Below are 23,263 nucleotides of genomic sequence, written 5' to 3' on the forward strand. Positions count from 1 at the left end.
ATACGACACATTGTGTCAACCTGGGTGTCGTGTAATGAATTATGTTTTAGCGTTTAATCCTTCTAGCTATGGGGGTTATGCTATGGTTTTTCAATAGGATCAAACTTTGGTTTCTTTCCTTAGGGTTGCTTTATAGCAGGTTGTGTTCGGAAAATACGACTTAAGTGGCTTTTGAAAGTTCCCCTATAATTCCAAGACTAACTAGAAAAAGCTGCTGGCTGGGGTGACTGTGCCAACTAAAGACTGAAAAAATGAGATAACACAACGCGCTAATATATGTTTGTTTGAAGTTGGGCTTCTCTCGTTATCCCTTGCTCACCAGTTATTAATCCCTGAGCTACCTTGTGTAGTGTTTAGCTTCTCTTGGAGTGAGTGGTATGGGCTATATTGCTGCGGATAACAAAGCTGACTTTTTGGCTAAATTAGTCGTTGAATTGGAGCATCATGTACCTAAGGAACAATATGAACCGCTTAGGGCATTTACACAGCAGTTTTTTTCAGTAACTGCTTTTGAAGACCTCGCTCGTTTACATAAAAGTGATGTTGTGGGGAGTACATTATCACTTTGGCGATACATCCAATATCATGATCCCTCACAGCCAAAGATAACAGTTATAAATCCTGAGTATGAACATCAAGGGTGGCACTCTACGCACACGATTATTCAAATACTGCATCAGGACTTACCCTTTATTGTTGACTCGGTACGGATGACGCTCAATCAGCGTGGGTCAACGATTCATTATTTACAAAATAGTGTCTTTAATCACCTACGCGATCCCGCGCATCATTTGATGTTATCTGGCAAAAATGCAACAGATGCTGTTAAACATAAAGAAGCTGTGCTTTACCTTGAAATTGATCGACTGGATAGTCAGCGCGAGCTAGCAGTATTGCAAGAAGAAATAACAGCCATTTTATCGGATGTTCGTTTGGTTGTGACAGATCATAAAGCAATTACTAAACGCGTAGCGGTGCTGGTTGAGCAAATAACTCAGCGTCCTGTAGGGAAGCTTGATGATATTCAAGAGATTAAAGCTTTTTTGCAATGGTTAATTAAGGATAACTTTACGTTCTTAGGCTATGAGGAACTCACGGTTGAGCAAAAAGGACAACGAAAAAACCTTAAACCTGTAAAAGGTTCTACTTACGGTTTGCTAAAATCTGGAAGGTTATCATCTCAAGTTGATTGTGACTTTTATAGTAACAAAGCAATTGTCTGCTTCTCAAAGGCAGGGGAGCGCTCAACGGTTCATCGGCCTGCGTATCCAGACTACATTTCCATTAAACAATTAAATGAACAGGATGAAGTGGTTGGAGAAGCGAGAATTCTTGGTCTTTATACCTCGCCGGTTTATCATCAAAGCCCACATCACATTCCGTTGTTACGTCAAAAAGTAAAGCAAGTCATCGCGAGATCACATATTCATCCCAAGTCGCATCATGGTAAAGAACTGAACCAAGTATTGCAGGTATTGCCGCGAGAAGAGCTTTTTCAAATGTCATTTGATGAGCTATACCAAACGGCACTGGGGATTTTACAAATTCAGGAACGTCGTCAAATCAGACTGTTTATTCGTCAGGATAAAAATCAACTGTTTTATTCATGCTTGGTCTATATTCCTCGTGATGTGTACAACACACGTTTGCGAATAAAAATGCAACAAATTTTGGAAGATCGGCTCAATGTGCAGGATGCAGAGTTTACTACCTATTTTTCTGAGTCAGTGTTAGCGCGCGTACACTTTATTTTAAGAGTGAACCCAGACCATGAGCATAATTATAATTTGCAAACATTGACGAATGAAATAATACAAGTTGCGTATTCCTGGGAGGATGAGTTTCGGGATACTTTACTTGAGGCAAAAGGGGAGGTGTTAGGTAACCATCTTATTGTGCAATATGCTGATGGTTTTCCTGCGGGCTATCGTGAAGTATTTTCACCTCGAACGGCAGTCGTTGATGTCGGACACCTTGAGTCATTAAGTGCTGATGATCCACTTGAGATTAGTTTTTATCAGTCCATTGATGATGTGGAAACCACATTGCACTTTAAGGTTTACCATTATAATAAACCTTTGCCACTGTCTGATTTAATACCCATTATTGAAAATTTAGGCTTAAGGGTGGTGAGTGAACATCCTTATAAAATTCGTAAAAATTCAGGGGAGGTTTTTTGGACCCATGATTTTACCTTGGAATATGCGCTTGAACCATCAGGTAATGGTCAACAGAGCATAAATGTACAGCAGGTAAATCGCATTTTTCAGGAAGCTTTTCGAGAAATTTGGTTTGGACGTGCGGAAAATGATGGTTTTAATCGGTTGATACTGGGGGCACAGTTAGATTGGCGTCAGGTGGCCATGCTACGAGGTTATGCGCGCTATTTAAAACAGATTCTGTTTAGTTTGAGTCAGCCTTATATTGAGTCGACATTAATTCAAAACATTGTCATTACTAAGTTATTGGTTGAACTTTTTAATATTCGTTTTAATCCAGAATTTAAGGGTACATTAGCACACCGGCAACAACAGCAGCAGGATATTGAATACCAAATTTATGCTGCACTGGATGAGGTTAATGTCTTAAATCAGGATCGCACTTTACGTCGATATGTTGAAGTCATCAGTGCCACATTACGTACAAACTTTTTTCAGTCTCAGGGCGCAAATGAATCGAATAATAGTGAACAGCCTAAGACTTATATTTCCTTTAAATTTGATCCTACGCATATCCCTGAAATGCCATTACCTCATCCTAAATACGAAATATTTGTTTATTCGCCGCGGGTTGAAGGTGTTCACCTTCGTGGCGGAAAAGTGGCTCGTGGAGGGTTACGTTGGTCTGACCGATTAGAAGATTATCGGACTGAAGTATTGGGGTTGGTGAAAGCACAACAAGTCAAAAATGCAGTGATTGTTCCTGTGGGTGCGAAAGGTGGCTTTGTGCCTAAACGGTTACCCACAGGTGACCGCGAAGCAATTATGGCAGAGGGGATTGCCTGCTATCAGCTATTTATTCGTGGGTTATTGGATTTAACTGATAATTTAGTGGCTAACGAATTAAGTAAACCACCTCAGGTGGTGTGTTATGACGATGAGGATTCATACTTAGTGGTGGCGGCGGATAAAGGAACAGCCACTTTTTCTGATATTGCCAATGCCATTGCTAATGAATATCAGTTTTGGCTGGGGGATGCATTTGCTTCGGGTGGTAGTGTTGGTTATGACCATAAAAAAATGGGCATTACTGCGCGAGGCGCATGGGTATCCGTACAGCGTCATTTCCGAGAACAAGGCATTGATGTTCAACGTGAGACAGTTTCCGTGCTTGGCATTGGTGATATGGCTGGTGATGTATTTGGTAATGGAATGCTGTTATCAGAGCAAATTGCACTGGTGGCAGCCTTTAATCATCTTCATATTTTTGTTGATCCTAACCCCGATGTGGGGGCGTCATTTGCTGAACGGCAACGACTGTTTGCTTTACCTCGATCAAGCTGGGTCGATTATGATCAGCAATTGATTTCTGCTGGTGGTGGTATTTTCTCCAGAGATGCTAAATCTATAGTTATTTCACCTGAGATGCAGCAACGCTTTGCTATAACCGCAGCTAAATTAACACCCAATGAATTAATTCATGCCTTGTTAAAGTCACCTGTTGATTTGATTTGGAATGGTGGCATTGGTACGTATATTAAAGCACAGCGAGAGACGCATAATCAGGTGGGTGACAGAGCAAATGATGCACTGCGTATTAATGCGACTGACCTTCGTTGCCGTGTAGTCGGTGAGGGGGGGAATCTGGGCGTGACCCAACTGGGTCGAGTAGAGTTTGCACTTAATACAGGTGCCATAAATACAGACTTTATAGACAATGCGGGTGGTGTTGATTGTTCTGACCACGAAGTTAATATCAAAATCCTATTAAACAGTATTGTCACAAATGGTGATATGACCATTAAGCAACGTAATCAATTGCTTGAGAGCATGACTCATTCAGTTGCAGAGTTGGTTTTGCTGAATAATTATCGACAGGTGCAAGCTATCTCTCTTGAAGAGCGGCAAGCACAACAAAAGATCGATGAGTATCAGCGTTTTATTCACCACCTGGAAGCGCAAGGCAAACTTAATCGTCGCATTGAATACTTGCCAGATGATGAGACGCTGGCAGAGCGTATGACACAAAATCAAGGTCTGACGCGCCCAGAATTATCAGTATTAATTTCTTACAGTAAATCAGATCTGAAAAATGCGCTGGTAAGTTCATCTGTACCTGATGATCCTTATCTAGCTCAGGAAGCATTAACCGCTTTTCCCGCTGTCCTTGCTGAGCGTTTTGGTGAGGAAATTCCCAAGCATCGACTTCACCGTGAAATTGTTTCTACGCAATTAGCCAATCATTTAATCAATATGATGGGGATCACCTTTGTTCATCGTATGCAGTTATCAACGGGAGGAGATGCAGCAGAGATTGCGCAGGCATTTGTCATTGCACGGGATGTTTTTGCCGTCAGTGAGTATTGGCAGCAAATTGAAGCATTAGATAACCATGTTGCGGCTGAAGTGCAATTGCAAATGATGCAAAATTTAATTCGCTTATTACGCCGGGCATCTCGTTGGTTTATCCGCAATCATCGAGCAGATTTGTCTCCAAATACGTGTGTTGCCCATTATGGGCCGCGTATGCGTGAGTTTATTCAAGTGTTTCCATCGTTACTGAATGACGAAACCTGTCAACGTTGGCAAGAGGAAACGAATGAGCTAATCAGTCAAGGGGTTGCTGATACATTAGCCGGTGTAGTGATTGGTTTTCGCCATGTGGTGAGTGGTTTGGCTATTATTCAGGCAGCGGATCAAACAGAATGTCCTTTACCTCTGGTCGCACGTGTTTATTTTGCCATGGCGGAGCGTTTACATTTAAACTGGTTTACTCAGGAGTTAGGTAAATTACCCGTCGATAACCATTGGCAATCACTAGCCCGTGAAAGTATCCGCGATGAGCTGTATTCATTACAAAGGGCTTTAACTGTGAGTGTTTTGTTAACGAATAACACGCTCCAAAATAGACCCATTGAAGCCGTCGATATCCCTGCGTTAATAGAACAGTGGGTTGATGCTAATGAAGTATTAGTCAAACGCTGGGATAGCATGTTAGACGACTTACGTAGCCAGGGAGCTTCTGAACTGGCGATGTTTACAGTAGCGAATAGAGAGTTGACGGATATTGCCCGTAGTGGCCAACTAGAAAGTTAACAGAATGTTCACTTATACCCAAAACGAAGGGTTTTTAGGGGCGGCCGTCAAGCGATGAAGCCTGCGGAGCTTATATTAATAAGTGACTGGGGGCGAATAGTGCCGACAACAAACCCTAAAAATGTTTCGTGAAGGGTATATATTGAGTCAAGATAAGGGCAGCATTAGCTGCCTTTTTCTTATTCACAAATATCTATTTTTACGAATGTGTTTCTACGGAGGTATTATTCTGTAATAATTTGTTATTGTGAGTACTCAAATAGTCAATACCCACTTGACTTGTGGGTATAATAAGTGGAAAAGAAGCGCGAGCAAGAGTACACAATTTCTCAGCATATTCTAATTTTAAAATTTTTTTGTTGGGATACATTGATCGTTAAAAATTTTTTTAACAACATGGAGAACATTATGCGTCTGATTGTAAACTCAAAAAAGGCTCTGTTTGGTCTAGCATTGGGCTTAGCCTCATTATCCGCTTTTGCAGGTACAGAAAGCTTGATTTCAAAAGCACCAGAGGGAGCAAAACTTTATTTTATTAGCCCTCAGGATGGTGAATCTGTTTCAAAAACAGTGACTGTAAAATTTGGTTTGAAGGGCATGGGGATTGCGCCAGCAGGAATAAAAAAAGAGGGTACAGGGCATCATCATTTATTAATTGATGTTGATAAATTACCCGATATGAAGCAGTCACTACCCGCAAATGAGCATATTAAACATTTTGGGGGAGGCCAAACAGAAACAACAATTACGTTAAAACCAGGAAAACATACGTTACAACTTTTATTGGGTAATTATTTACACATTCCTCATGATAAGCCCATTATGTCAAAAAAAATAACGATTACTGTTAAAGAGTAAAACGAAAACGCTTAGCGTTTTAAAAACTTCTGGCGATTACTTGTCTAATCGCTAGAAGATAGTAAATAAATACTCATTTATTATCGTTAATCTTACTACAATAATCACCTGTCTATAAAGCTTATCAAAGTGGCCTTCACGTTTTTCTCACCAAATTTTGGTGGGTAACTATGCTATACTCATCGCACAATTTCTTTGTTTTGGATAGTGTTGTGTTATGCATGCACTTTACTCTCTTGTTTTATTGAATAAATGTTATCCAGGTGTTGATGTGGCTACTGCCAAAGTCAAACTGGCTGGTATGCTTAAATTAGATAAGCAAACACTCGATCATCTACTTACAAAGCAAGAAGTTGTTATTAAGCGCAAACTAGATAAAGCTGCAGCTCAAAAGTACAGTGATAGTCTTAGCCAAACAGGATTTATGGTTTCTATTAAGGAAGAAGTACCACCCTCAGCGCCTCCACTCACGTTTGTTGAACAAGAAAATACTGAAAAGCACGCTGAGGCTGCTAGTCAGGCGGGTGAATCCAGGTCAGATGAAGGCAATGTTTATCGTTCACCGCAAGTTGATGTTGATATTAGTCGGCGCGTTTTTTGCCGTCAATGTGGTGCGCAAATAAGTGTTAATGCTTCTTTTTGTCCCGCTTGTGGTACAGGACAAATTATTGGGAAAGCTAAAAGTAAATATGTGGCAGGTTTATTGGCTATTTTTTGTGGTTTTTTGGGCATTCACCGATTTTATTTGGGGCATTGGTGGGGAATATTTTATATTTTGTTGATGGGGACGGGCTTATCGTTCATTATTTCGATCATAGAAGGTATCGTATTCTTATGTACTCCTAAAGAGAGCTGGTTACGTCGTTATGGTAATGTGCCAACATCAACGCCCATTGCGGCAATTATTGGTGGCATACTTGCCGTTATTGTGATTGTAGGAATATTGGCAGCCATTGCAATTCCTGCTTATCAAGATTACGTAGTACGTGCCAAAGTGAGAGAAGGTCTAACCTTCTCTGAACAAGCACGAGAGCAGCTATCACTGTTTATTCGGGCAAATAATGTGTTTCCAGAGAGTAATACGCAAGCAGGTTTGCCTGAAACTATTAATAATGAAATTGTGTCGTCCATTCGTGTCTCAAAAGGTGGATTATTAACGATTCAATTTCGTAAAGAAATCACGCATCAACCAAGTCAAACCATTGTTTATCGCCCTTCGTTAGTTAATGGATGGGTCGAATGGGATTGCTCTGGTGGTAGTCTAGAACCTAAGTTTAGGCCTAGTGAATGCCGTGCTTCTGATGATTCCGGGGATGGAGTAAAAGACATTATTTCTGCTGATGGGCGCCTATCTGTGACAGTGCCTTCCCGATGGAACGTGATTAAGCAATTAAATGAAGAAGCCGTACTGCAGGCTGCTCAGCTCAGGGATGAAAATTATCTGATTGTGTTAGCAGAATCTAAAATAGATTTTGAAGAGTCTATTAGTGTTCGGGAGTATGGTGAGCTTGTTTCTAATATTATTTTAAGCAGCCTAGAGCAATCAGAGCTAATCGCTGGGCCAACAAGTCTTGAGGTTAATGGACAACCCGCATTGAGTTATGAAATTGTGGGACGAACTCAACGGGTTAATATCTATTACTATCTAGTCGTGGCACAAAATGATGAAGAGTATTTTCAACTGGTCAGTTGGACACTTAAATCGCGGATGAATAGAAACAAACCAACCTTACAGCAGGTGATTAAAAGCTTTAAGGTTCAATAGGTTTTGCATTGAGCAATTCAAGAAAATTGAGGGAAATATAACAAATAGGGGATTTAGCTTGTTATGCTGCTAGGGACAGTTGTTATCGGAAAATCTTGATTTGGCGGTGAGGGAGGGATTCGAACCCTCGATACGCTGTTAACGTATACACACTTTCCAGGCGTGCTCCTTCAGCCACTCGGACACCTCACCAGATGCGCTGCCCAATGACGTCGGGCAACGGCGCGCTAATGTATAACAAATACGGGTAAAAGGCAAATGCAATTGACTTATAGTTTATATGTGTTAATTGTATTTTTTTGATAATTTATATCTATTGATGGATTAGTCACCGCTTTTTTAGGTTCCACGAACTAACAGAGCTTAGTACCCCGTTTGAGTACACTTTGTACTCGATTTGTATATTCTTATAAGTCCGTTTGAGGGTTGTTATAATTTCTCTTCTAGCCGTACCACCATTGTTATTAACGTTACTTTTTACACCATCCTCAGTTAGAGTACTTTTAGGATGCAGCCTTATTTGGCTATGTTGTGTAAAGGATATCTCATTTCGACTGATATTGTTTACCTTTACATCTCCTGCAGGGTGATTTCGGTTGTAGCGTAAAAAACCATTACTGGAAAAAAGACGAAAGGTTTCTGTACGTTGTTTACTTTGAGCGATTGATTCCATATCTGCAGTGATTTCAATATCTTGTTGTCTGAAGACATCCACGCCAGCTTTAAGGCTATAATTATCTGGTTTTTGTCGAGGTTTTTTTTCTGTTCCTAAACAAAAGAAGCCTGTCGCTGTGCCACGCCAGTTACCGTGCAAATTTTTAAACATGTTGCGAATGTTGTGGGTTTGCTTGTTAGTAAGTTTAACCGGTTTTATCTCTTCAAAGACTTGACCTGACTTCTTGTTAAGGGGGGATGGGGTGAAACATTCACTTGCTAGGACGGGTGTCAGAGTAATACTGAAACAAACTGCTAATAGAATTTTTTGGGTTACGCGCATAGCAATAAATAACTCTTATTAGTTTAAGTCAAAGATAGTACAGAAATAATGATTAAGGCCATTATGCAGTGTATTTATACCTTTTGCTAGGGGTGCTTTAGTGGTAATATTCAGGCTTTTAGTATCCTTCGAGAGCCTTTTTAGGAATTTTTATTGAGATTTTAGGTTATGCTAATTTACGCAGATTGAATTGCTTTCATCAAGTGCTAGTTATCCCTTAAAACTATCAATTATGGCATCGTGTCAGCTTATTGATATGTGTTAATAGTTTTAGCTGGGGTAATTGATGAACAAAATAGCTAAAGAGATAAAAATGAAAACTCAAATGATAAAAGTGCTTGTAGTATTGTATGGGTTAATGTTTTTTAGCGTGTGTCAGGCCGGTACCTGGAGTACAGCTGGTCAAGTTACTGAAATTAATTTACAACCAACAGGGGATAATAGTCCGTTTCCAGAACAAATATTTTTCAATTTTCCAGAAAGCGCAATTTCCAATTGCTCTAGTAAAACACTTTATCATTTATCGGGTAATGAGAAACATATGGATAGAATGTTCTCAATGTTGCTGACAGCGCAATCTTCAGGGAAAAGTGTGAGGGTTTATTCTAGTGGTCGTTGTGATAGCTGGGGGGCTACCATCGTTGATGGAATCATAATACAATAAATTAAATAAAATTAAGCTGCTAAGTGTTAAGCCAAAGGAAATTTAATCGTTAGGCATAGCATAAATATATTATGCTAGCTGACAGAAGGGGTAGGTAAGGAGTTTTTGTGTTTAAAAGCGTGAAATTAAGTTGTTTTATAGTAGCTTCGCTTTGCTTTAATTGGGGGCATGTCTATGCTGAGGAAGAGAATGAGGCTATTCTGGGGGACTACCAACAGCCTAATACAGGAGCGGTAAGAACAAATATTAACGATAATGTCAATGAATCAATTGATCCCTTTACCGGAATATTACAACGGCATTATATTGATTTGGTAATGCCAGGTAATGGTGGTTTTGATATCAAAGTTCATCGAGTTTACACGAAAAAACAAAGTGAAGACTTAATTGAAGACCGGATGCTTGGTAAGACATCAGTAGGGTTAGGTTGGGATATTCACTTTGGTCGGATATTGACAAATGCATTTTTAAACCATTCAAACTCACCATCTAGTTGTAGGAAAAATTATGTTCACTTTAGGTATAACCCAGTTCTTCAGATGCCTGAAGGTGGGCGCTCTGTCTTATTGAATTCCAACTCCAAGGAATATGCATATAAAACAAAAAGTCAATGGATTGCAAAATGCCTCCCACGTAATCATAGTAGAAAGAAGGGAGGCCTAAAAGTTTATTCGCCTGATGGCTTAGAGTATATCTTTGATATATATGGTCGTTTGCCAGGTGGTAAAAAAGTTTATTATGCTTCCAAAATATCAGATACGAAGGGAAACTTTCTTACATTAAACTATAAAGAGAACTCTCACCACTTAATTTACTTAGAATCTATTAAAGCAAATGATGGTCGAACTTTAACGTTTACCTATGATGATTTGCTAATGCTAAAGCAGGTATCCACCAATGATGGTCGGACTGTTCAATACCATTATGAAGAAGTACCCAGCTTTATAAATGGTCGCCCAGTAAGGTTTCTCCCGAAAGAAAAGAAACCATTTTTTTTAACCTCTGTAAAACGACCTGATGGTAAGCTATGGCAATATCAATATGATACAAACCGAGGTCCGATAGGTGACTTAAGAAACGGAAACTACCGTTCATTGACTAAGGTGACTAGCCCATTAGGTCTTGAAACTACGTATAAATATAATATCCAGCGAATGAGCTTTTGGGATTCAGCAAACTCTCATGTAGTTGCAGAAAAGACATTAAAAGTTCCAGGTATTGGATCTCAAACGTGGTTTTATACTTACAAGCAAGCCTCCAAAAAATTAGATGAAACATGGGTGAAAGGCCCTGACTACTGTGAACGTTATTCACATGTTGGGCATAAAACTATTGATGGAGGCCTAAACTGGGTCGACCGTGGTTTATGGACAGTAGGTAACCTGGAGAAAAAGGAGGTTTTTGCTAAAAATGGCAATAATTGTGGTCAAACAGCTTTAAGAGAAGAACAATATACTTGGGATAAATTGCTTATTTCTAATCAAAATGAAGTTCGATGGAGACCGTTAGGGCACATAGTAGATAAAGAAACTTATGCACCTGTACTGGTCAAAAAAACAGTCCGCCAAGATGGTCAGGAATACACTACAAACTATAGTGACTATGATCAGTTTGGAAACGCGCAGACTGTAGTCGAAAAAGGTCAGGGCACACGAACCTATAAATATACTTACCATAAGCCAGCCAATCACTGGATGGTTCATTTAGTTTCATCTGAAAATATCAATAATCTTAGTAAAACAAATTACACTTATAATGTGCAGGGACTGCCTACGCAAATAAATAAAAATGGTGTGGTTACCAAGTACACTTATAGTAATGGCAATATAGCCAGTATCACCGATGCCAATGGCAAGGTACAACACTTGCAGGATTATTATCGAGGTGTGCCACGCAAAGAGATTCGCCCTGATGGTGCATCAGTTACTAGAAAGGTCAATGCTACAGGAACCGTTGCCAGCGAAACTAATGAGCGAGGATATACAACACACTTTACTTATGATCCTATGAACCGGTTGGTAAAAGTAACGCCACCCAAAGGACAATCAGGTCAGGTAACTATAGGTTATAACTATGAAGGGAATGGTTTAACCAAAACAGTTCGTCGTGGCGGTTTGATGCAAAGTACTTACTTCAATGCATTAGGTTTGCCATATAAGACAGTACAGACTGGTAGTGGTAAAACCATTTCACAGGTAACTAAGTATAATATTTTAGGGAGAAAAACAGCCATTAGTTATCCTGCTTATGGGCATAATCCCGCTAAATATATCAGTATGAGCTATGACCCATTAGGTCGCATGATTCGTAAGCAGTTTCCTGAGGGTTCCGCCGAAACCTATACCTATCAGGGTAATACACTACAAATAAAAGATGCGAAAGGGCGGGTGACTAAAACGACCTATGTGGGGTATGGTGATCCTGGGCAAAAAGAAATTACTAAAATTGATGCACCTGAAGGGATGTCGACGGTTATTAGTCGTAACCCATTGGGTATGGTCACTGCTGTTTCTCAAGGAGGAATAACCCGACAATTTAAGTACAACACCAAATTGATGCTTGACCAGGAAATTAATCCTGAGATTGGTGTGACACAGTATTACTATGACAATGTGGGTAATGTTACCCGCAAACGGGTAGGTGCTGGCGGTACATACCGTTACCAGTACGATAATCTTTATCGATTAACAGGGTTATTTTATCCCGCGAACAGTTCAGGTACACCTGATGTACATTATCAATATGATGCGCTGGGAAATGTCACTCAGGTGAATAATGAACAGGTTAGTTGGCAGTATACCTATGATGCGCACAACAACTTGGTTAAAGAAATAGCGACACTTAAAGCCAAGTCTGCTTCAGCTAATTACACAATTCAGTATGCTTATAATGCCAGTGATGTGTTAACTCAAGTGACCTATCCTAGTGGGCATGTTATTGGATTGACGCCTAATGCGTTAGGCCAGGCGACTACTGTGGGGCATTATGCCAGTCAAATTGCTTACCATCCTAATGGGCAGTTAGCCAGTTTACGCTATGGTAACGGTCAGATACTGACAGTTTCACAAGAAGCCAACCGACAGCGGTTAAACCGTATTCAAGTGAATGGTACGAGTGGAATTGTCGACTTAGCTTATCAATATGATGCTGTAGGCAATGTGGTTAAAATTGCTGATGGGATTTATGGCTTCAATAATCGAACATTAGGCTATGATGGATTAAACCGTCTTGTTGCAGCACAAGGTAAATGGGGTTCTGCTCAGTACAGTTATAACTCTCGCAATGATATCACCCGTAAAGTGTTGGGTAATAAAAGTTATAATTATGGCTATGATGGACAGGGTCGTTTGCAGCAAGTAACTGGAAACCAATCCTACCAATTTTCTTATAACGGTGTTGGTAGTGTAACCAGCAATGGCACATTAACATTTGGCTATGATGGCAGTGGGCTTAATGTCGCTCGGGCTTGTTATACAACCAACAATAGCTGTCAAACAGATCCTGACTTTTTCTTCCGTTATGATGGTTATAATCGCCGTGTTGCTGCGCTTAATAAAAGTGGTAATACCTATTACACACTGTACAACAAGTCGGGACAGTTGCTTTATGAAGAAGACGCTGTGTCAGGTGATGTAACAGAGTATTTTTATTTAGCCGGACAGCAAATTGCTAAACGTCAAACCTGCAATGATACTGATACAGACCAAGACAAGCTGCCTGATTGCATTGAAAAACACTGGGGCTATGATGCCAATAATTCAGCTGATGGTTTAGCTGATAATGATGGTGATGGTATTTCGAATGGTGAGGAGTACCACCTAAAAACGAATCCAGAACTCGCCGATTCGGATGGTGATGGAATTAGTGACAGTGATGAAATTAAGTATGGATTTGATCCATTAGTAAAAGATGCTGGTAAAGATCTCGACCAAGATGGCTTAACGAATCTACAAGAGCTTGAGCTTGGAACAGATCCTACTGATGCTGATACCGATAATGATGGTCTCCCTGATGGTAGTGATCCTCAACCCACCTTTAATGTGGCTGTGTTGATTCCTATCCTCCATAACTTGTTGTATTAATGCAGGGAGTATTTGTAATAATGAAAACATTTTTTCAATCCTTATCCATGTTTAATTTTGCATTAAAACAGAAACAATTAACTTATGGGCTAATTGTTTGGTTACTGACATTGATGATTATGCAGCCTGTTCAGGCTGCAGAAATTATCACTTATTATCATAATGATTTAACGGGAACTCCTGTTGCCGCCAGTGATGAAAGCGGTAACTTATTATGGCGTGAAGAATATACGCCTTACGGTGAACAATTAACCCAAGACAAAAAGTCTGCCTCTAATCGTCGTGGTTTCACTGGCCATGTTCAAGACCGAGATTTAGGTCTTGTTTATATGCAGGCACGTTATTATGACCCAGTACTTGGTCGTTTTCTGGCGTATGACCCTGCAGGTGTTAACCCTGAATCACCTTTTACCTTTAACCGATATGCTTATGGAAATAATAATCCCTATGGTTATGCAGACCCTGATGGTGAATTAGCCTTTTTAATTCCTGCTGTTATTTGGGGTGTTGGTGCAGCAATGACTGCTTATGACACTTACCAAACCTACCAAAATGAAGGTGCAGCAGCGGCGGCGCAATCACTTGTTATTGATGGTGCAATTACGGTTGTTTCTGGTGGGGTTGGTAAGATAGCCACTAAAACAGGGAGAGGGATTTTTAAATGGATTAGACGTTCACCTTGCGGATGTTTTGCAGCAGGCACTTTGGTTAAAACTAAAGAGGGCTTAAAGCCCATTGAAGAGGTTAAACTGGGTGACCTGCTTGCTGCTAAAAATGAAGAAACAGGTGAGATTGCTTGGAAGCCTGTTATTAAGCAGCATATATATGAGAATCGACCCTTAAATACGTTGGTGCTTCAGACAAAAGCGCAAAACTCTGTTGAATTAACCGTTACAGATGACCATCCATTTTGGGTAAAAGGAAAAGGTTGGGTTAAGTCTGTAAATCTAAATGTCGGCGATGAGGTTGCTAATTACGAAACAGGTTGGCATAAAGTCGTTAGTTGGACATCATTAGAGACTGTTGGCACAACTTATAATTTTGATGTTAAAGACTACGAAAGTTACTTTGTAAGTGAACAGCTTGTTTGGGTGCACAATGGTGGACCGTGTGATGATGTTATCACTGGAGCTCAAAAACGGCTAGCAGCGTATTTGAAGCACAGTGGAAATTGGTCAAGTGGTAGTCTAAAAGGAACTCTTGATAAGTATGCAAAAGGAATAAAAGGTGAGCTTTCTCATGATGGTGTTAAAACTAACTATATAAATGAAAAGTTAGGCATAAAGGTAATGCGTGATAATGAAAATAACTATTTTCGAATCTACGACATGAACAGAAAAACATATCTAGATGCTTCAGGAAATATTCCAAAAACAGGAGCTCTAAGAGGTAAAGAGGCTAAAAACTTTTTACAAGAACAAACCCATATTAGGAATGCTGACTAATGTCCGATAAGTATACGATTTTTGTAACAGATAGCTCAATAGATGAGAATGCTGTTGAGCATCATGAAGTTATACAATGGAGTTATAATAATTTAAATCACCCTAACGTAATCGCAGTAACATCAGAGCAAATCTATTACTTGACAGAGACTGGAATTTTGGATGTTATTTCTGAGTTAAACGACAGTTTACTTGGTGAAGGTGAAGATGACTGGGTTATTGAAAATGATGTCAAAGTGGCAATTTTGGAAAGACTAAAAAGTGATTTCAAATCAGAAGATGTACTTCTTAAAAAACTAAAAGAGTTATTTGAATACTCTATTCGAAACAGCAGGAATATATATTTTCATTTTTGAATCAAGGTCTCATTCGAGGCTTTTTTGCCCACAAATAAAATATTTGGGGACTGGTATTTTTAATATTGATTAGCCTGCGAAATATTATGCTTGATTTTTGAGTGCTAAAAATTGTTTTGGTTACAAATATTATTGCTTTTTATAATCGTGTTTTTAGAAGAAATTTACATTTAAAAAGTAACAAAATATGTGTGAGTTAAGTACAATTGGAGTTGATCAAGCATAAAACGGCAAATCTCTTGATCAATAATTGAAGAAGGAAGGTTAGTTCGCTTGACACAACTTTTACCGATAGATAAAAAGGCTGGCTGATTGTCACTGAACCGTCTGCCACAAGGATGTGGCAGCCGAGCCTCCAGGGATGGATTTACGGCGTGTTCAGTGGCAATTAGGTTGCCTTTTGTGAAGGTGGGATTTGTCACCAATCATATTTAAATGATCTGCTTGTGAGCAGGAATAAATTATAAAAGATGATTAGTAGCTAAAGTTTAAATTTTCAATTAATTAATCGAGTAGTAAATGGGAAATATATGAGACTCTTTTTTAGAATAACTGCATTGGTCTTGTCATTCATAACACTGAATTTACAGGCGTCGGATAACACGCGAGCAAAGGTGGTTTATGCCGGCATTACTGGTGCTGGAACAGTATTTGTTAATGTTTCATCTGTTATAAATGAGCCTGGCTGCGAAAAGAAGTCTCTTTGGATACCTTCAGAGTCAACAGTGAAAGCTCATGTTTTAAGCACTGCACTTGCGGCTTTTGCATCCAAACAGGATGTATATGTGCAGACAAAAGGGTGTTATAAAGGTTACCCGACGTTAGATAAGTCAGATGCTTCTTGGTTTCATATTTATCCAGCTGAGTAACTCAAGCGCTGATGATGATCTTATTTTATTTATAAGCAATATCTTTAATATTTATGCTTTTTGAAATTATCAGCAAAGTATATAGTAGTAATATAATAAAAAGCTTTGGTTTGGTTAGCTCATACCAGCATGATATTTTTAGAAGAGATATATACTTACTATGTGAAAAAAATACTGAGGTATGTTTGACTAGTTACATGTTTATTAAACTACTATTTTTTCCTTGTAGTATTAAATCTTTTTCTCTGAAAGGGAGAGAAGAGATTGAAATAGTTCATAGGCTAGTAAATTATTCATTGTCTAGTCAATCCGAAAAACAGAAGAGTATTATTGTCAAAGAGTACAAGGAGGGAGCTGTAAAAGTTAGGGAATTAGTTGAGTATAAGGTTATTGAAAACATTAAATTCGTGATTTATAGAGTAGAAACACGAATGTTGGGTGTTCCTTTGGGAGGTCCATTAGAATATTGCTTTATAGGAAAAAACTCTCTCGCTAAATTGAAAGAAGCAATAGAGTTATCACTAATAAATATATAGTAGCTAAACTTATTGAGTAAAAAATAAGGGGTAAGTTGTTTACCGTCTAGGTAAAAAGGCTGGCTGATTGTCACTGAACCGACTGCCGCAGGGAAGCGGCAGTCGAACAACCTCCAAGGAGGGATTCACGGTGTGTTCAGTGGCAGTTAGGCTGCCTTTTATGAAGGCGGGATTTGTCATCCATAATATTTAAACGATCTGCTTATGAGCAGGGATAAATTATAGAAGCTTTTTAGTGGCTAAAGTGTAAATTTGCACTTTATTAATCAGGTAGTAAACGGGAAATATATGAGACTCTTTTTCAGAATAACTGCATTGGTTTTATCATTAGTTACACTCAGTCTACATGCGTCAGATAACACTCTAGCAAAGGTTGTTTATGCGGGCACTACTGGAGCAGGGACCGTATTTGTTAATGTATCAACCGTTATTAACGAGTCTGGCTGTGAACAAAAATCGCTTTGGATATCTCCAGAATCTTCGGTTAAAGCACATGTCTTAAGTACAGCACTTGCGGCTTTTGCGGCCAAGCAGGATGTATATGTACAAACGAAAGGCTGCTATAAAGGTTACCCGACACTGGATAACTCAGATGCTTCTTGGTTTCATATTTATCCAGCTGAGTAACTAATGAACTGATGCCCTTATTTTAACTTATTATCATTATCCAGGATATTTAAGGGCATCAACGCATTTTTAGATAGACTTTCTATTTATTAAAGATAGCTCTGCCTGGATTAAGAATGTGTTTAGGGTCCATCCATTGTTTCAACATTTTCATGGGACGCCAGTAGCGGCCAAAGTGTTGGCTCCAATCTTTTTGTTCCATAGGAATTGCACCTACAGGATAGTAATACCCTCCTAATTGTTGGGCACTTTCGTAAATATCACGATTGAGTAGCATGAGTTCTTTTGCGCGTTCTTTAGTAGGAGGGGTGGCATTACGCATAAGAGAGAAATAGAAGAAGTGCTTTTCGTCTGGTTTTCTTAATAGTGGTGTAGGCATATTACAGTGGTTAAAGCCTGATAATAAAATAGGACCACCACCCAGATCTTCAGGTTTCAGGGACTGCAATGTCTGATTAACAAAGCTTTCTGCTTTAGAAGCAGGAATTAATAAAGGACACCAGGGATGTGGATAATCCCATAGGCCAGTACTACGGAGGTATTCTATGATAGGTGCCAGGCGATTTAAAAAAGTTAAAAACGGCATATCCTGTACAGTCAATGCATCAGGATTATAATTCAAGTCTTTCAAGAGTGCTGCATTATCTGGGGTTTCATCTGAATTATAATATTTTGTGGCTTGCAGAATAAATAACCAACCTCCAGTTTCACTAGGTTGCACACCACCTTGGACACCATCAAAGCGATTACTTTCAATGAGGAATAGATTATCTTTACTAAAACTTGCAAAATCGGTATAAATCAATTGAAAGTACCTTGCCATTGAAAAAGCAGGTTCAAGTTTAAAGCATGCGCTAACAATAATGCCAAACTGACCTAAACCTGCCCGAATAGCATTAAATAACCAGCCATTGCTTTTGGCTGAGCACTGTAGAAGTTGTCCTTGGCCAGTCACAATTTCTATTGATTCAACAATATCAGTCATGGCTCCATGCTTAAAGGATTGGGCGCCAAATCCCCCTACAGAAATTGAGCCACCAACAGTGATTTCTAGAAAGTCCACCACGATAGGTAATGTTTTTTGATGCTCAAGCAAGGTTGGCATAACATCTAACCAACGAGCACCGGCATCGACGTGTAGTGTAGTATTTGTGATTGATTGAATTGTGTTGAGAGATGATGTGTCAATAACAACACCTGCATCTGCTAGCGTTTCGCCTGCAGTTGAAAAACCTTGACCTTTGACACTGACGACAATCATGTGCTGATTGGCGAATCTCATTAATTTGATGATATCTTGTTTAGATGCGGGGAGAAGCACTGCCTGGGGGACTTTATGTTCAATATGACCAAAGTCTTCTGCGGCTTGATTGAGAGAATCTGGATCCGTGAGTAACTGCCCATCAAAGTCAGGAAAATCGGTTGCTAATGCGCCCTCAGCATGCTCTTCAGCGTAGGTTGCATTTGTCGCCCAAGTGCGTGTTATGGTATTAAAACCAAGTACGACACTGGCTGTAAGGACTCCTTTAACTAGGTTTCTGCGAGACAATCCTTGTTTCATATACTGATTACTCCAAGTTGGAAAGATTATTAGCGAATACTCCTCGCTGTAGGTATATTTATTCTTTTCACTATGGGGTTTGTATTTTTATTGTGTTGTCAATGTTTACGTTATGATTTAGCTCTGAGTTAATGGTGCGAACTTATACCCAAGGTGAAGAATCTCATCATAAAAAATTTAAAAGAAAAAAGGCAATGACTAACTCTGACAGCATAGTCTTTTCCTGACGTTTACTGCCTGTTCTGTTTTAAGGCAATAAAATAAATGAGGATAGTTGTGTGAGTAGACATCAACCCCCCGTTATTTTGAGCATTGCAGGGTCTGACAGTGGTGCTGGTGCAGGGATTCAAGCTGATTTAAAAACGATCAGTGCCACAGGAGGGTATGCTTGTACAGTATTAACAGCTGTTACTGCGCAAAATACCTGTGGTGTATTAGATGTATTTCCTATTTCATCGGGTCATGTTGCTAAACAGCTTGATGCGGTATTTACTGATTTTTCGGTTATTGCTGTTAAAACTGGGATGTTATTTAATACAGACATTATTAAAATAGTAGCCGCTAAACTTTGTGAATATAACCCTCAGTGGCTAGTGGTTGATACTGTGCTGGCGTCTACAAGTGGTAAAACGTTGCTACAAAAAAAAGCGATTAATGCGATGCTGGATGTGCTTTTTCCTTTAGCGGATGTAGTGACCCCTAATTTGATAGAGGCAAATATCCTGATTGGTGAGGAGAAAAATGATTATTTAGATGAAAATCAACCCGAACTGATTAATAAGCTGCAGGGCTTAAAGACAAAAGCGGTGCTATTAAAAGGTGGACACTCATCAGACCAAGAAAATTGTACTGATGTTTTGATTTTGCCTGATAAAATTCAAACCTATTCTGCGCCAAGAGTTGTTACATCGAACACTCATGGTACAGGATGTACGCTGTCTGCTGCATTGGCCAGCTATTTGGGGCAAGGTTTTGCACTGGAAGTGGCTGTTGAAAAAAGTAAGCGCTATTTGACTGAAGCATTGAGGTTTAGTACTTCTTGGCGACTAGGTGAAGGTCATGGCCCGGTAAATCATTTTTTTGATTTTTAGATGTTAAGAATATGAGGTTTTTTGGACTCGTTTAAAAATATGTATATGTTATAAAGCAGAAGTTTATTGTACTAACTGCCTGTCTGTCTCGATTTTTCAACATATTTCAGTTATTCTAGGCGCCGATTTTCCTTTCAAGTAGTTGGTGAGTAGTATGCAGTTTGCCGTTGATAAGGCGTATTGTATTAGCCTTAAGGAACGTACAGACAGGCAGGAAATAGCTAAACAGAATCTTAGTGTTTTAGGAAATCCTGTTGAGTTCTGGTTAGTTGAAAAAGATAAAGAAAATCCAGAGCGAGGGTGCTATAACTCGCACCGCGATATTGCCTGCCATGCGCTTGCCCAAGGTTATCAGCGCATTTTGATTTTTGAAGATGATATTGTTTTTCACAAGCAACCCTCATCAAGGCAACTTAAGCGTATTAATAAATTTTTATGCTCAAATCAAGGTGATATTTTTTACCTGGGTGTTTTGCTTGGACGTCTTTGGTTGACTCAAAGCCTAAGCATAGCCCGATGTAGAGCATTTGGTTCTCACTCCTATATTTTACAACGAAAAGGTTTGGAAAAGCTTGTATCACAAAAGTATTGCTCAAAGCCTGTTGATCAGTTTTACAAGCAAAACTTTGATTGCTTTCTTGCTTTTCCAATGCTTACATCACAACTTTCTTATCAAGTTGTAGGTAGTGATATAGAAAGTAACTCTCAAACTTTCATTCCATTAAACAATGAACACTGGCAGTGGAATCGTCGTTACCAATATTGGTCCGCATTGAAAAATATCAAATACACGCTATTAAATCGCCCGAGTTACTGGAAGCGTAAGCGGCAAAGAAAAAGTGATGAACCTGCTGTGGCTGTGCCAGAATAAGCAGTCTGCTAAGAAATTCATACTACACTTAAATGACAGTGTATTTTGCTTTTATCTGGCAGCTTTGATTATTAATAGCTATGGTTACTAACATCACTAATGGAAATAGCATTGTTAGAATCTGTAGCTAAAGACGCTAAACCATGGACGGTAATAAGGTGAAAGGATATGCCTGACTCACTTGAAAGTATGACGCAGTGGGCAACACAAACCCATACCTCATCAGCTGGGGGAGCTAGCAATGCTCAGCTTCAACAGCGCGCGCGTACGCTATATGATACGCACTCTCCTGGTTCTACTCAGCTCAGTCAACCACAGCAAATGAATCATTTGCTTTCTTTACAGGCACTTCATGCTGATCCCACTGTACCTGTACAGGTTTACCCTCAGGGTAATCGTGGAGAGTCACCTGCTCAGTACATGCTGAGACGAGGCTTTCGTCGGGCTGCACATAAATTTTCTTATCGTATCATGCCACTTGCTGGAACTATTCATAGTCGAGCACGTATTACCTTGAACATTAACCCGCAAAGGTCTCAACAAGTATCTCGGGCTATGGCAAGAGAATTGGTATCAAACCCTAGTGTAAGACAGACAAAAATGATGGGGCCAGATCGTTTAGGCCAGAGAACGGATGATGCGATTATGTATATGCGTCATCATAGCTTTGGTACAGCACAAAGAACTGCCCGCCGTATATCCCAGCGTGTTAATGATCCAACGGCTTTTGTGCAACATACGCCTTATGGTATGGAGCCTATTCCAGGTATGCCAGGTATGTCGTATTCTGAAGCACACCCTAGATTAAGTAGTAGTCATGGTACAGCACGTAAGCAGGTCATTGCTAATGCGGTTGAATCGTTTCGTACGTTAGGTGGACATAGAGATACGACTCAAGAAAATATGGCTGGGCATATAAGTTATCATGCTTATCGAATGGGCTTTAATCCCAATGCCCCTGCCTTTGTCGTCAAGCGTTCTCACAAACGGCTATTACAGAGCATCCGTGATTATCCGACACAGAAGCGTAATGCAAATATTGCAAGAATTACAGGTACCTCAACACTAAGAGCTGATGCCTTTGCGCAACGAGTACTGAGAGCCCATGGCTTAAGGTAATAATCAAACTGCTTTCTTTTCTTATTTATTCATAGTCATTGGCTCATTGACCCAGCGTGTTTCTCCATCCAGCATTTCTAAAATGATAGGCTGGGTATTACATAAATCTGCAATAACCTCTGCGAGTGAGTATGAGTGAGTTGTAATAAATAGCTGTGAGTATTTAGCCGCATGACCAATCAGCAATGTCAGCGCGGGCAACAAATCAGGGTGAAGCGTAGTTTCAGGCTCATTTAATGCGAGCAGACTGGGCGGTCTTGGGCTCAGTAATGCTGCAGTCAGGCATAAGAACCTTAATGTGCCATCAGATAGCTCTCGGGCTTCAAAGGGACGGCGTATACCGTCTTTTTGTAAGTAAATGGCAAACCGGCCATGATTAGGTTCAATCAGAAGCCTTGAATCAGGGAAGGCTGTTTCAATAATTTCATGTAAGGTCGATTCATCGCCAGTCTCAATGATAGTTTGTAACGCAGCGGCCAAGTCATTGCCATTATGACTGAGAACCGGGGTGAGTGTACCGACTTGCGGTTGACGGACTGCGGCGGGAGGCCCTGTATCAAAATAGTGGTAGAAACGCCATTGCAGTAACAATTCACGAAGGGTGAAAAGTTCAGGATATAAATGGGGTTCTTGTAGCTGCGATAAGACTGACTCACTAGGTAACAGTGCCACAGGATATTCATAACGCTTTCTATCGGCATGTGTTAGCCACACTGATGTAGACTTTCTTGCTAATAGTGTGTTGCTTTGACGCCGCTTTTCTTTAAGCCAAACATATTCCTCTCTAAATGCAGGGTCAAACTCAAAGCAGGTATTGGCTGGGGTTTTAGGGGTTAGCCCGGCATGTAATTCATAACTCAGCTCTTCAAATGAAACTGCGAGCTTGATTCTTCGAAGCGTTCGCTTTGTGTCACTGTGTCGTTTTTCGCCTGCCCAAAGTGCTAATGGCATACCGCCTTCATAGATAATGGACTGAGCAAAATCTCCTTTAGCCGCTTTTGATAATAAGAGCAAAGCTCGGTATAAATTTGTCTTACCACACCCATTAGGACCCACCAATACGTTCACCGGGTGCAGTGGCAGTGAAAGCTCACGAATAGAACGGTAGCCTTCTATGCTTATCTGTTTGATCATCAGCTTAGCGTTAATGACTACATCAAATTAGAG

Annotated in this window: 16 protein-coding genes and 1 tRNA gene; 13 read left to right on the forward strand and 4 right to left on the reverse strand. The window is 39.8% G+C overall.

Features of this window, described 5'->3' with window-relative positions:
• Nucleotides 1-377: 377 nt before the first annotated feature.
• The 3 genes from KCG35_RS09840 to KCG35_RS09850 all read left to right on the forward strand — a co-directional run bounded on the left by KCG35_RS09840 (nucleotide 378) and on the right by KCG35_RS09850 (nucleotide 7,878).
• Nucleotides 378-5,255, forward strand: coding sequence for an NAD-glutamate dehydrogenase (locus KCG35_RS09840; RefSeq protein ID WP_215819524.1), 4,878 nt, complete (start codon nucleotides 378-380; stop codon nucleotides 5,253-5,255).
• 408 nt (nucleotides 5,256-5,663) lie between these two features.
• Nucleotides 5,664-6,113: a DUF4399 domain-containing protein gene (locus KCG35_RS09845; protein WP_215819525.1), complete on the forward strand. Its 450-nt coding sequence runs from the start codon at nucleotides 5,664-5,666 to the stop codon at nucleotides 6,111-6,113.
• A gap of 271 nt (nucleotides 6,114-6,384) precedes the next feature.
• Nucleotides 6,385-7,878, forward strand: coding sequence for an NINE protein (locus KCG35_RS09850; RefSeq protein ID WP_215819526.1), 1,494 nt, complete (start codon nucleotides 6,385-6,387; stop codon nucleotides 7,876-7,878).
• A 101-nt stretch (nucleotides 7,879-7,979) separates the two neighbouring features.
• Here KCG35_RS09850 and KCG35_RS09855 read toward each other — a convergent pair.
• Together KCG35_RS09855 and KCG35_RS09860 are read right to left on the reverse strand one after the other, a co-directional pair.
• Nucleotides 7,980-8,070, reverse strand: a tRNA-Ser gene (locus KCG35_RS09855).
• A gap of 136 nt (nucleotides 8,071-8,206) precedes the next feature.
• Nucleotides 8,207-8,704, reverse strand: a complete 498-nt coding sequence (locus KCG35_RS09860; protein ID WP_215819527.1) for a hypothetical protein — start codon at nucleotides 8,702-8,704, stop codon at nucleotides 8,207-8,209.
• Nucleotides 8,705-9,161: 457 nt separating this feature from the next.
• On the opposite strand from KCG35_RS09860, the gene KCG35_RS09865 reads away from it, so the two are divergent.
• The 7 genes from KCG35_RS09865 to KCG35_RS09895 all read left to right on the forward strand — a co-directional run bounded on the left by KCG35_RS09865 (nucleotide 9,162) and on the right by KCG35_RS09895 (nucleotide 17,454).
• Nucleotides 9,162-9,539, forward strand: coding sequence for a hypothetical protein (locus KCG35_RS09865; protein ID WP_215819528.1), 378 nt, complete (start codon nucleotides 9,162-9,164; stop codon nucleotides 9,537-9,539).
• Between the two features lie 107 nt (nucleotides 9,540-9,646).
• A complete protein-coding gene (locus KCG35_RS26935) occupies nucleotides 9,647-13,621 on the forward strand; it encodes an RHS repeat domain-containing protein (protein ID WP_215819529.1) in 3,975 nt (1,324 codons plus the stop codon).
• Between the two features lie 20 nt (nucleotides 13,622-13,641).
• Complete coding sequence (locus KCG35_RS09875; protein ID WP_215819530.1) at nucleotides 13,642-15,066, forward strand: RHS repeat-associated core domain-containing protein; 1,425 nt, start codon at nucleotides 13,642-13,644, stop codon at nucleotides 15,064-15,066.
• Nucleotides 15,066-15,422: a DMP12 family DNA mimic protein gene (locus tag KCG35_RS09880; protein WP_215819531.1), complete on the forward strand. Its 357-nt coding sequence runs from the start codon at nucleotides 15,066-15,068 to the stop codon at nucleotides 15,420-15,422. Before KCG35_RS09875 ends, KCG35_RS09880 begins: the two co-directional genes overlap by 1 nt.
• Nucleotides 15,423-15,952: 530 nt before the next feature.
• On the forward strand, nucleotides 15,953-16,291 hold the full coding sequence (locus KCG35_RS09885; protein ID WP_215819532.1) for a hypothetical protein: 339 nt from the start codon (nucleotides 15,953-15,955) through the stop codon (nucleotides 16,289-16,291).
• 53 nt (nucleotides 16,292-16,344) lie between these two features.
• Nucleotides 16,345-16,827: a hypothetical protein gene (locus KCG35_RS09890; RefSeq protein WP_215819533.1), complete on the forward strand. Its 483-nt coding sequence runs from the start codon at nucleotides 16,345-16,347 to the stop codon at nucleotides 16,825-16,827.
• 288 nt (nucleotides 16,828-17,115) lie between these two features.
• Nucleotides 17,116-17,454: a hypothetical protein gene (locus tag KCG35_RS09895; RefSeq protein WP_215819534.1), complete on the forward strand. Its 339-nt coding sequence runs from the start codon at nucleotides 17,116-17,118 to the stop codon at nucleotides 17,452-17,454.
• Between the two features lie 82 nt (nucleotides 17,455-17,536).
• Here KCG35_RS09895 and KCG35_RS09900 read toward each other — a convergent pair whose 3' ends face one another.
• Nucleotides 17,537-19,015 carry an FAD-binding protein gene (locus KCG35_RS09900; RefSeq protein ID WP_215819535.1) on the reverse strand — a complete coding sequence of 493 codons (1,479 nt, stop codon included), beginning with the start codon at nucleotides 19,013-19,015 and terminating at the stop codon, nucleotides 17,537-17,539.
• Nucleotides 19,016-19,293: 278 nt separating this feature from the next.
• On the opposite strand from KCG35_RS09900, the gene thiD reads away from it, so the two are divergent.
• The 3 genes from thiD to KCG35_RS09915 all read left to right on the forward strand — a co-directional run bounded on the left by thiD (nucleotide 19,294) and on the right by KCG35_RS09915 (nucleotide 22,096).
• Nucleotides 19,294-20,106 carry a bifunctional hydroxymethylpyrimidine kinase/phosphomethylpyrimidine kinase gene (thiD, locus tag KCG35_RS09905; RefSeq protein WP_215819536.1) on the forward strand — a complete coding sequence of 271 codons (813 nt, stop codon included), beginning with the start codon at nucleotides 19,294-19,296 and terminating at the stop codon, nucleotides 20,104-20,106.
• A gap of 154 nt (nucleotides 20,107-20,260) precedes the next feature.
• Nucleotides 20,261-20,977: a glycosyltransferase family 25 protein gene (locus tag KCG35_RS09910; RefSeq protein ID WP_215819537.1), complete on the forward strand. Its 717-nt coding sequence runs from the start codon at nucleotides 20,261-20,263 to the stop codon at nucleotides 20,975-20,977.
• Nucleotides 20,978-21,145: 168 nt separating this feature from the next.
• Complete coding sequence (locus tag KCG35_RS09915; RefSeq protein WP_215819538.1) at nucleotides 21,146-22,096, forward strand: T3SS effector HopA1 family protein; 951 nt, start codon at nucleotides 21,146-21,148, stop codon at nucleotides 22,094-22,096.
• A gap of 21 nt (nucleotides 22,097-22,117) precedes the next feature.
• Here KCG35_RS09915 and KCG35_RS09920 read toward each other — a convergent pair whose 3' ends face one another.
• On the reverse strand, nucleotides 22,118-23,230 hold the full coding sequence (locus KCG35_RS09920) for an AAA family ATPase (RefSeq protein WP_215819539.1): 1,113 nt from the start codon (nucleotides 23,228-23,230) through the stop codon (nucleotides 22,118-22,120).
• Between the last annotated feature and the right edge of the window lie 33 nt (nucleotides 23,231-23,263).

This window comes from Zooshikella harenae (genome assembly GCF_018837975.1).
GTDB classification, from domain to species: domain Bacteria; phylum Pseudomonadota; class Gammaproteobacteria; order Pseudomonadales; family Zooshikellaceae; genus Zooshikella; species Zooshikella harenae.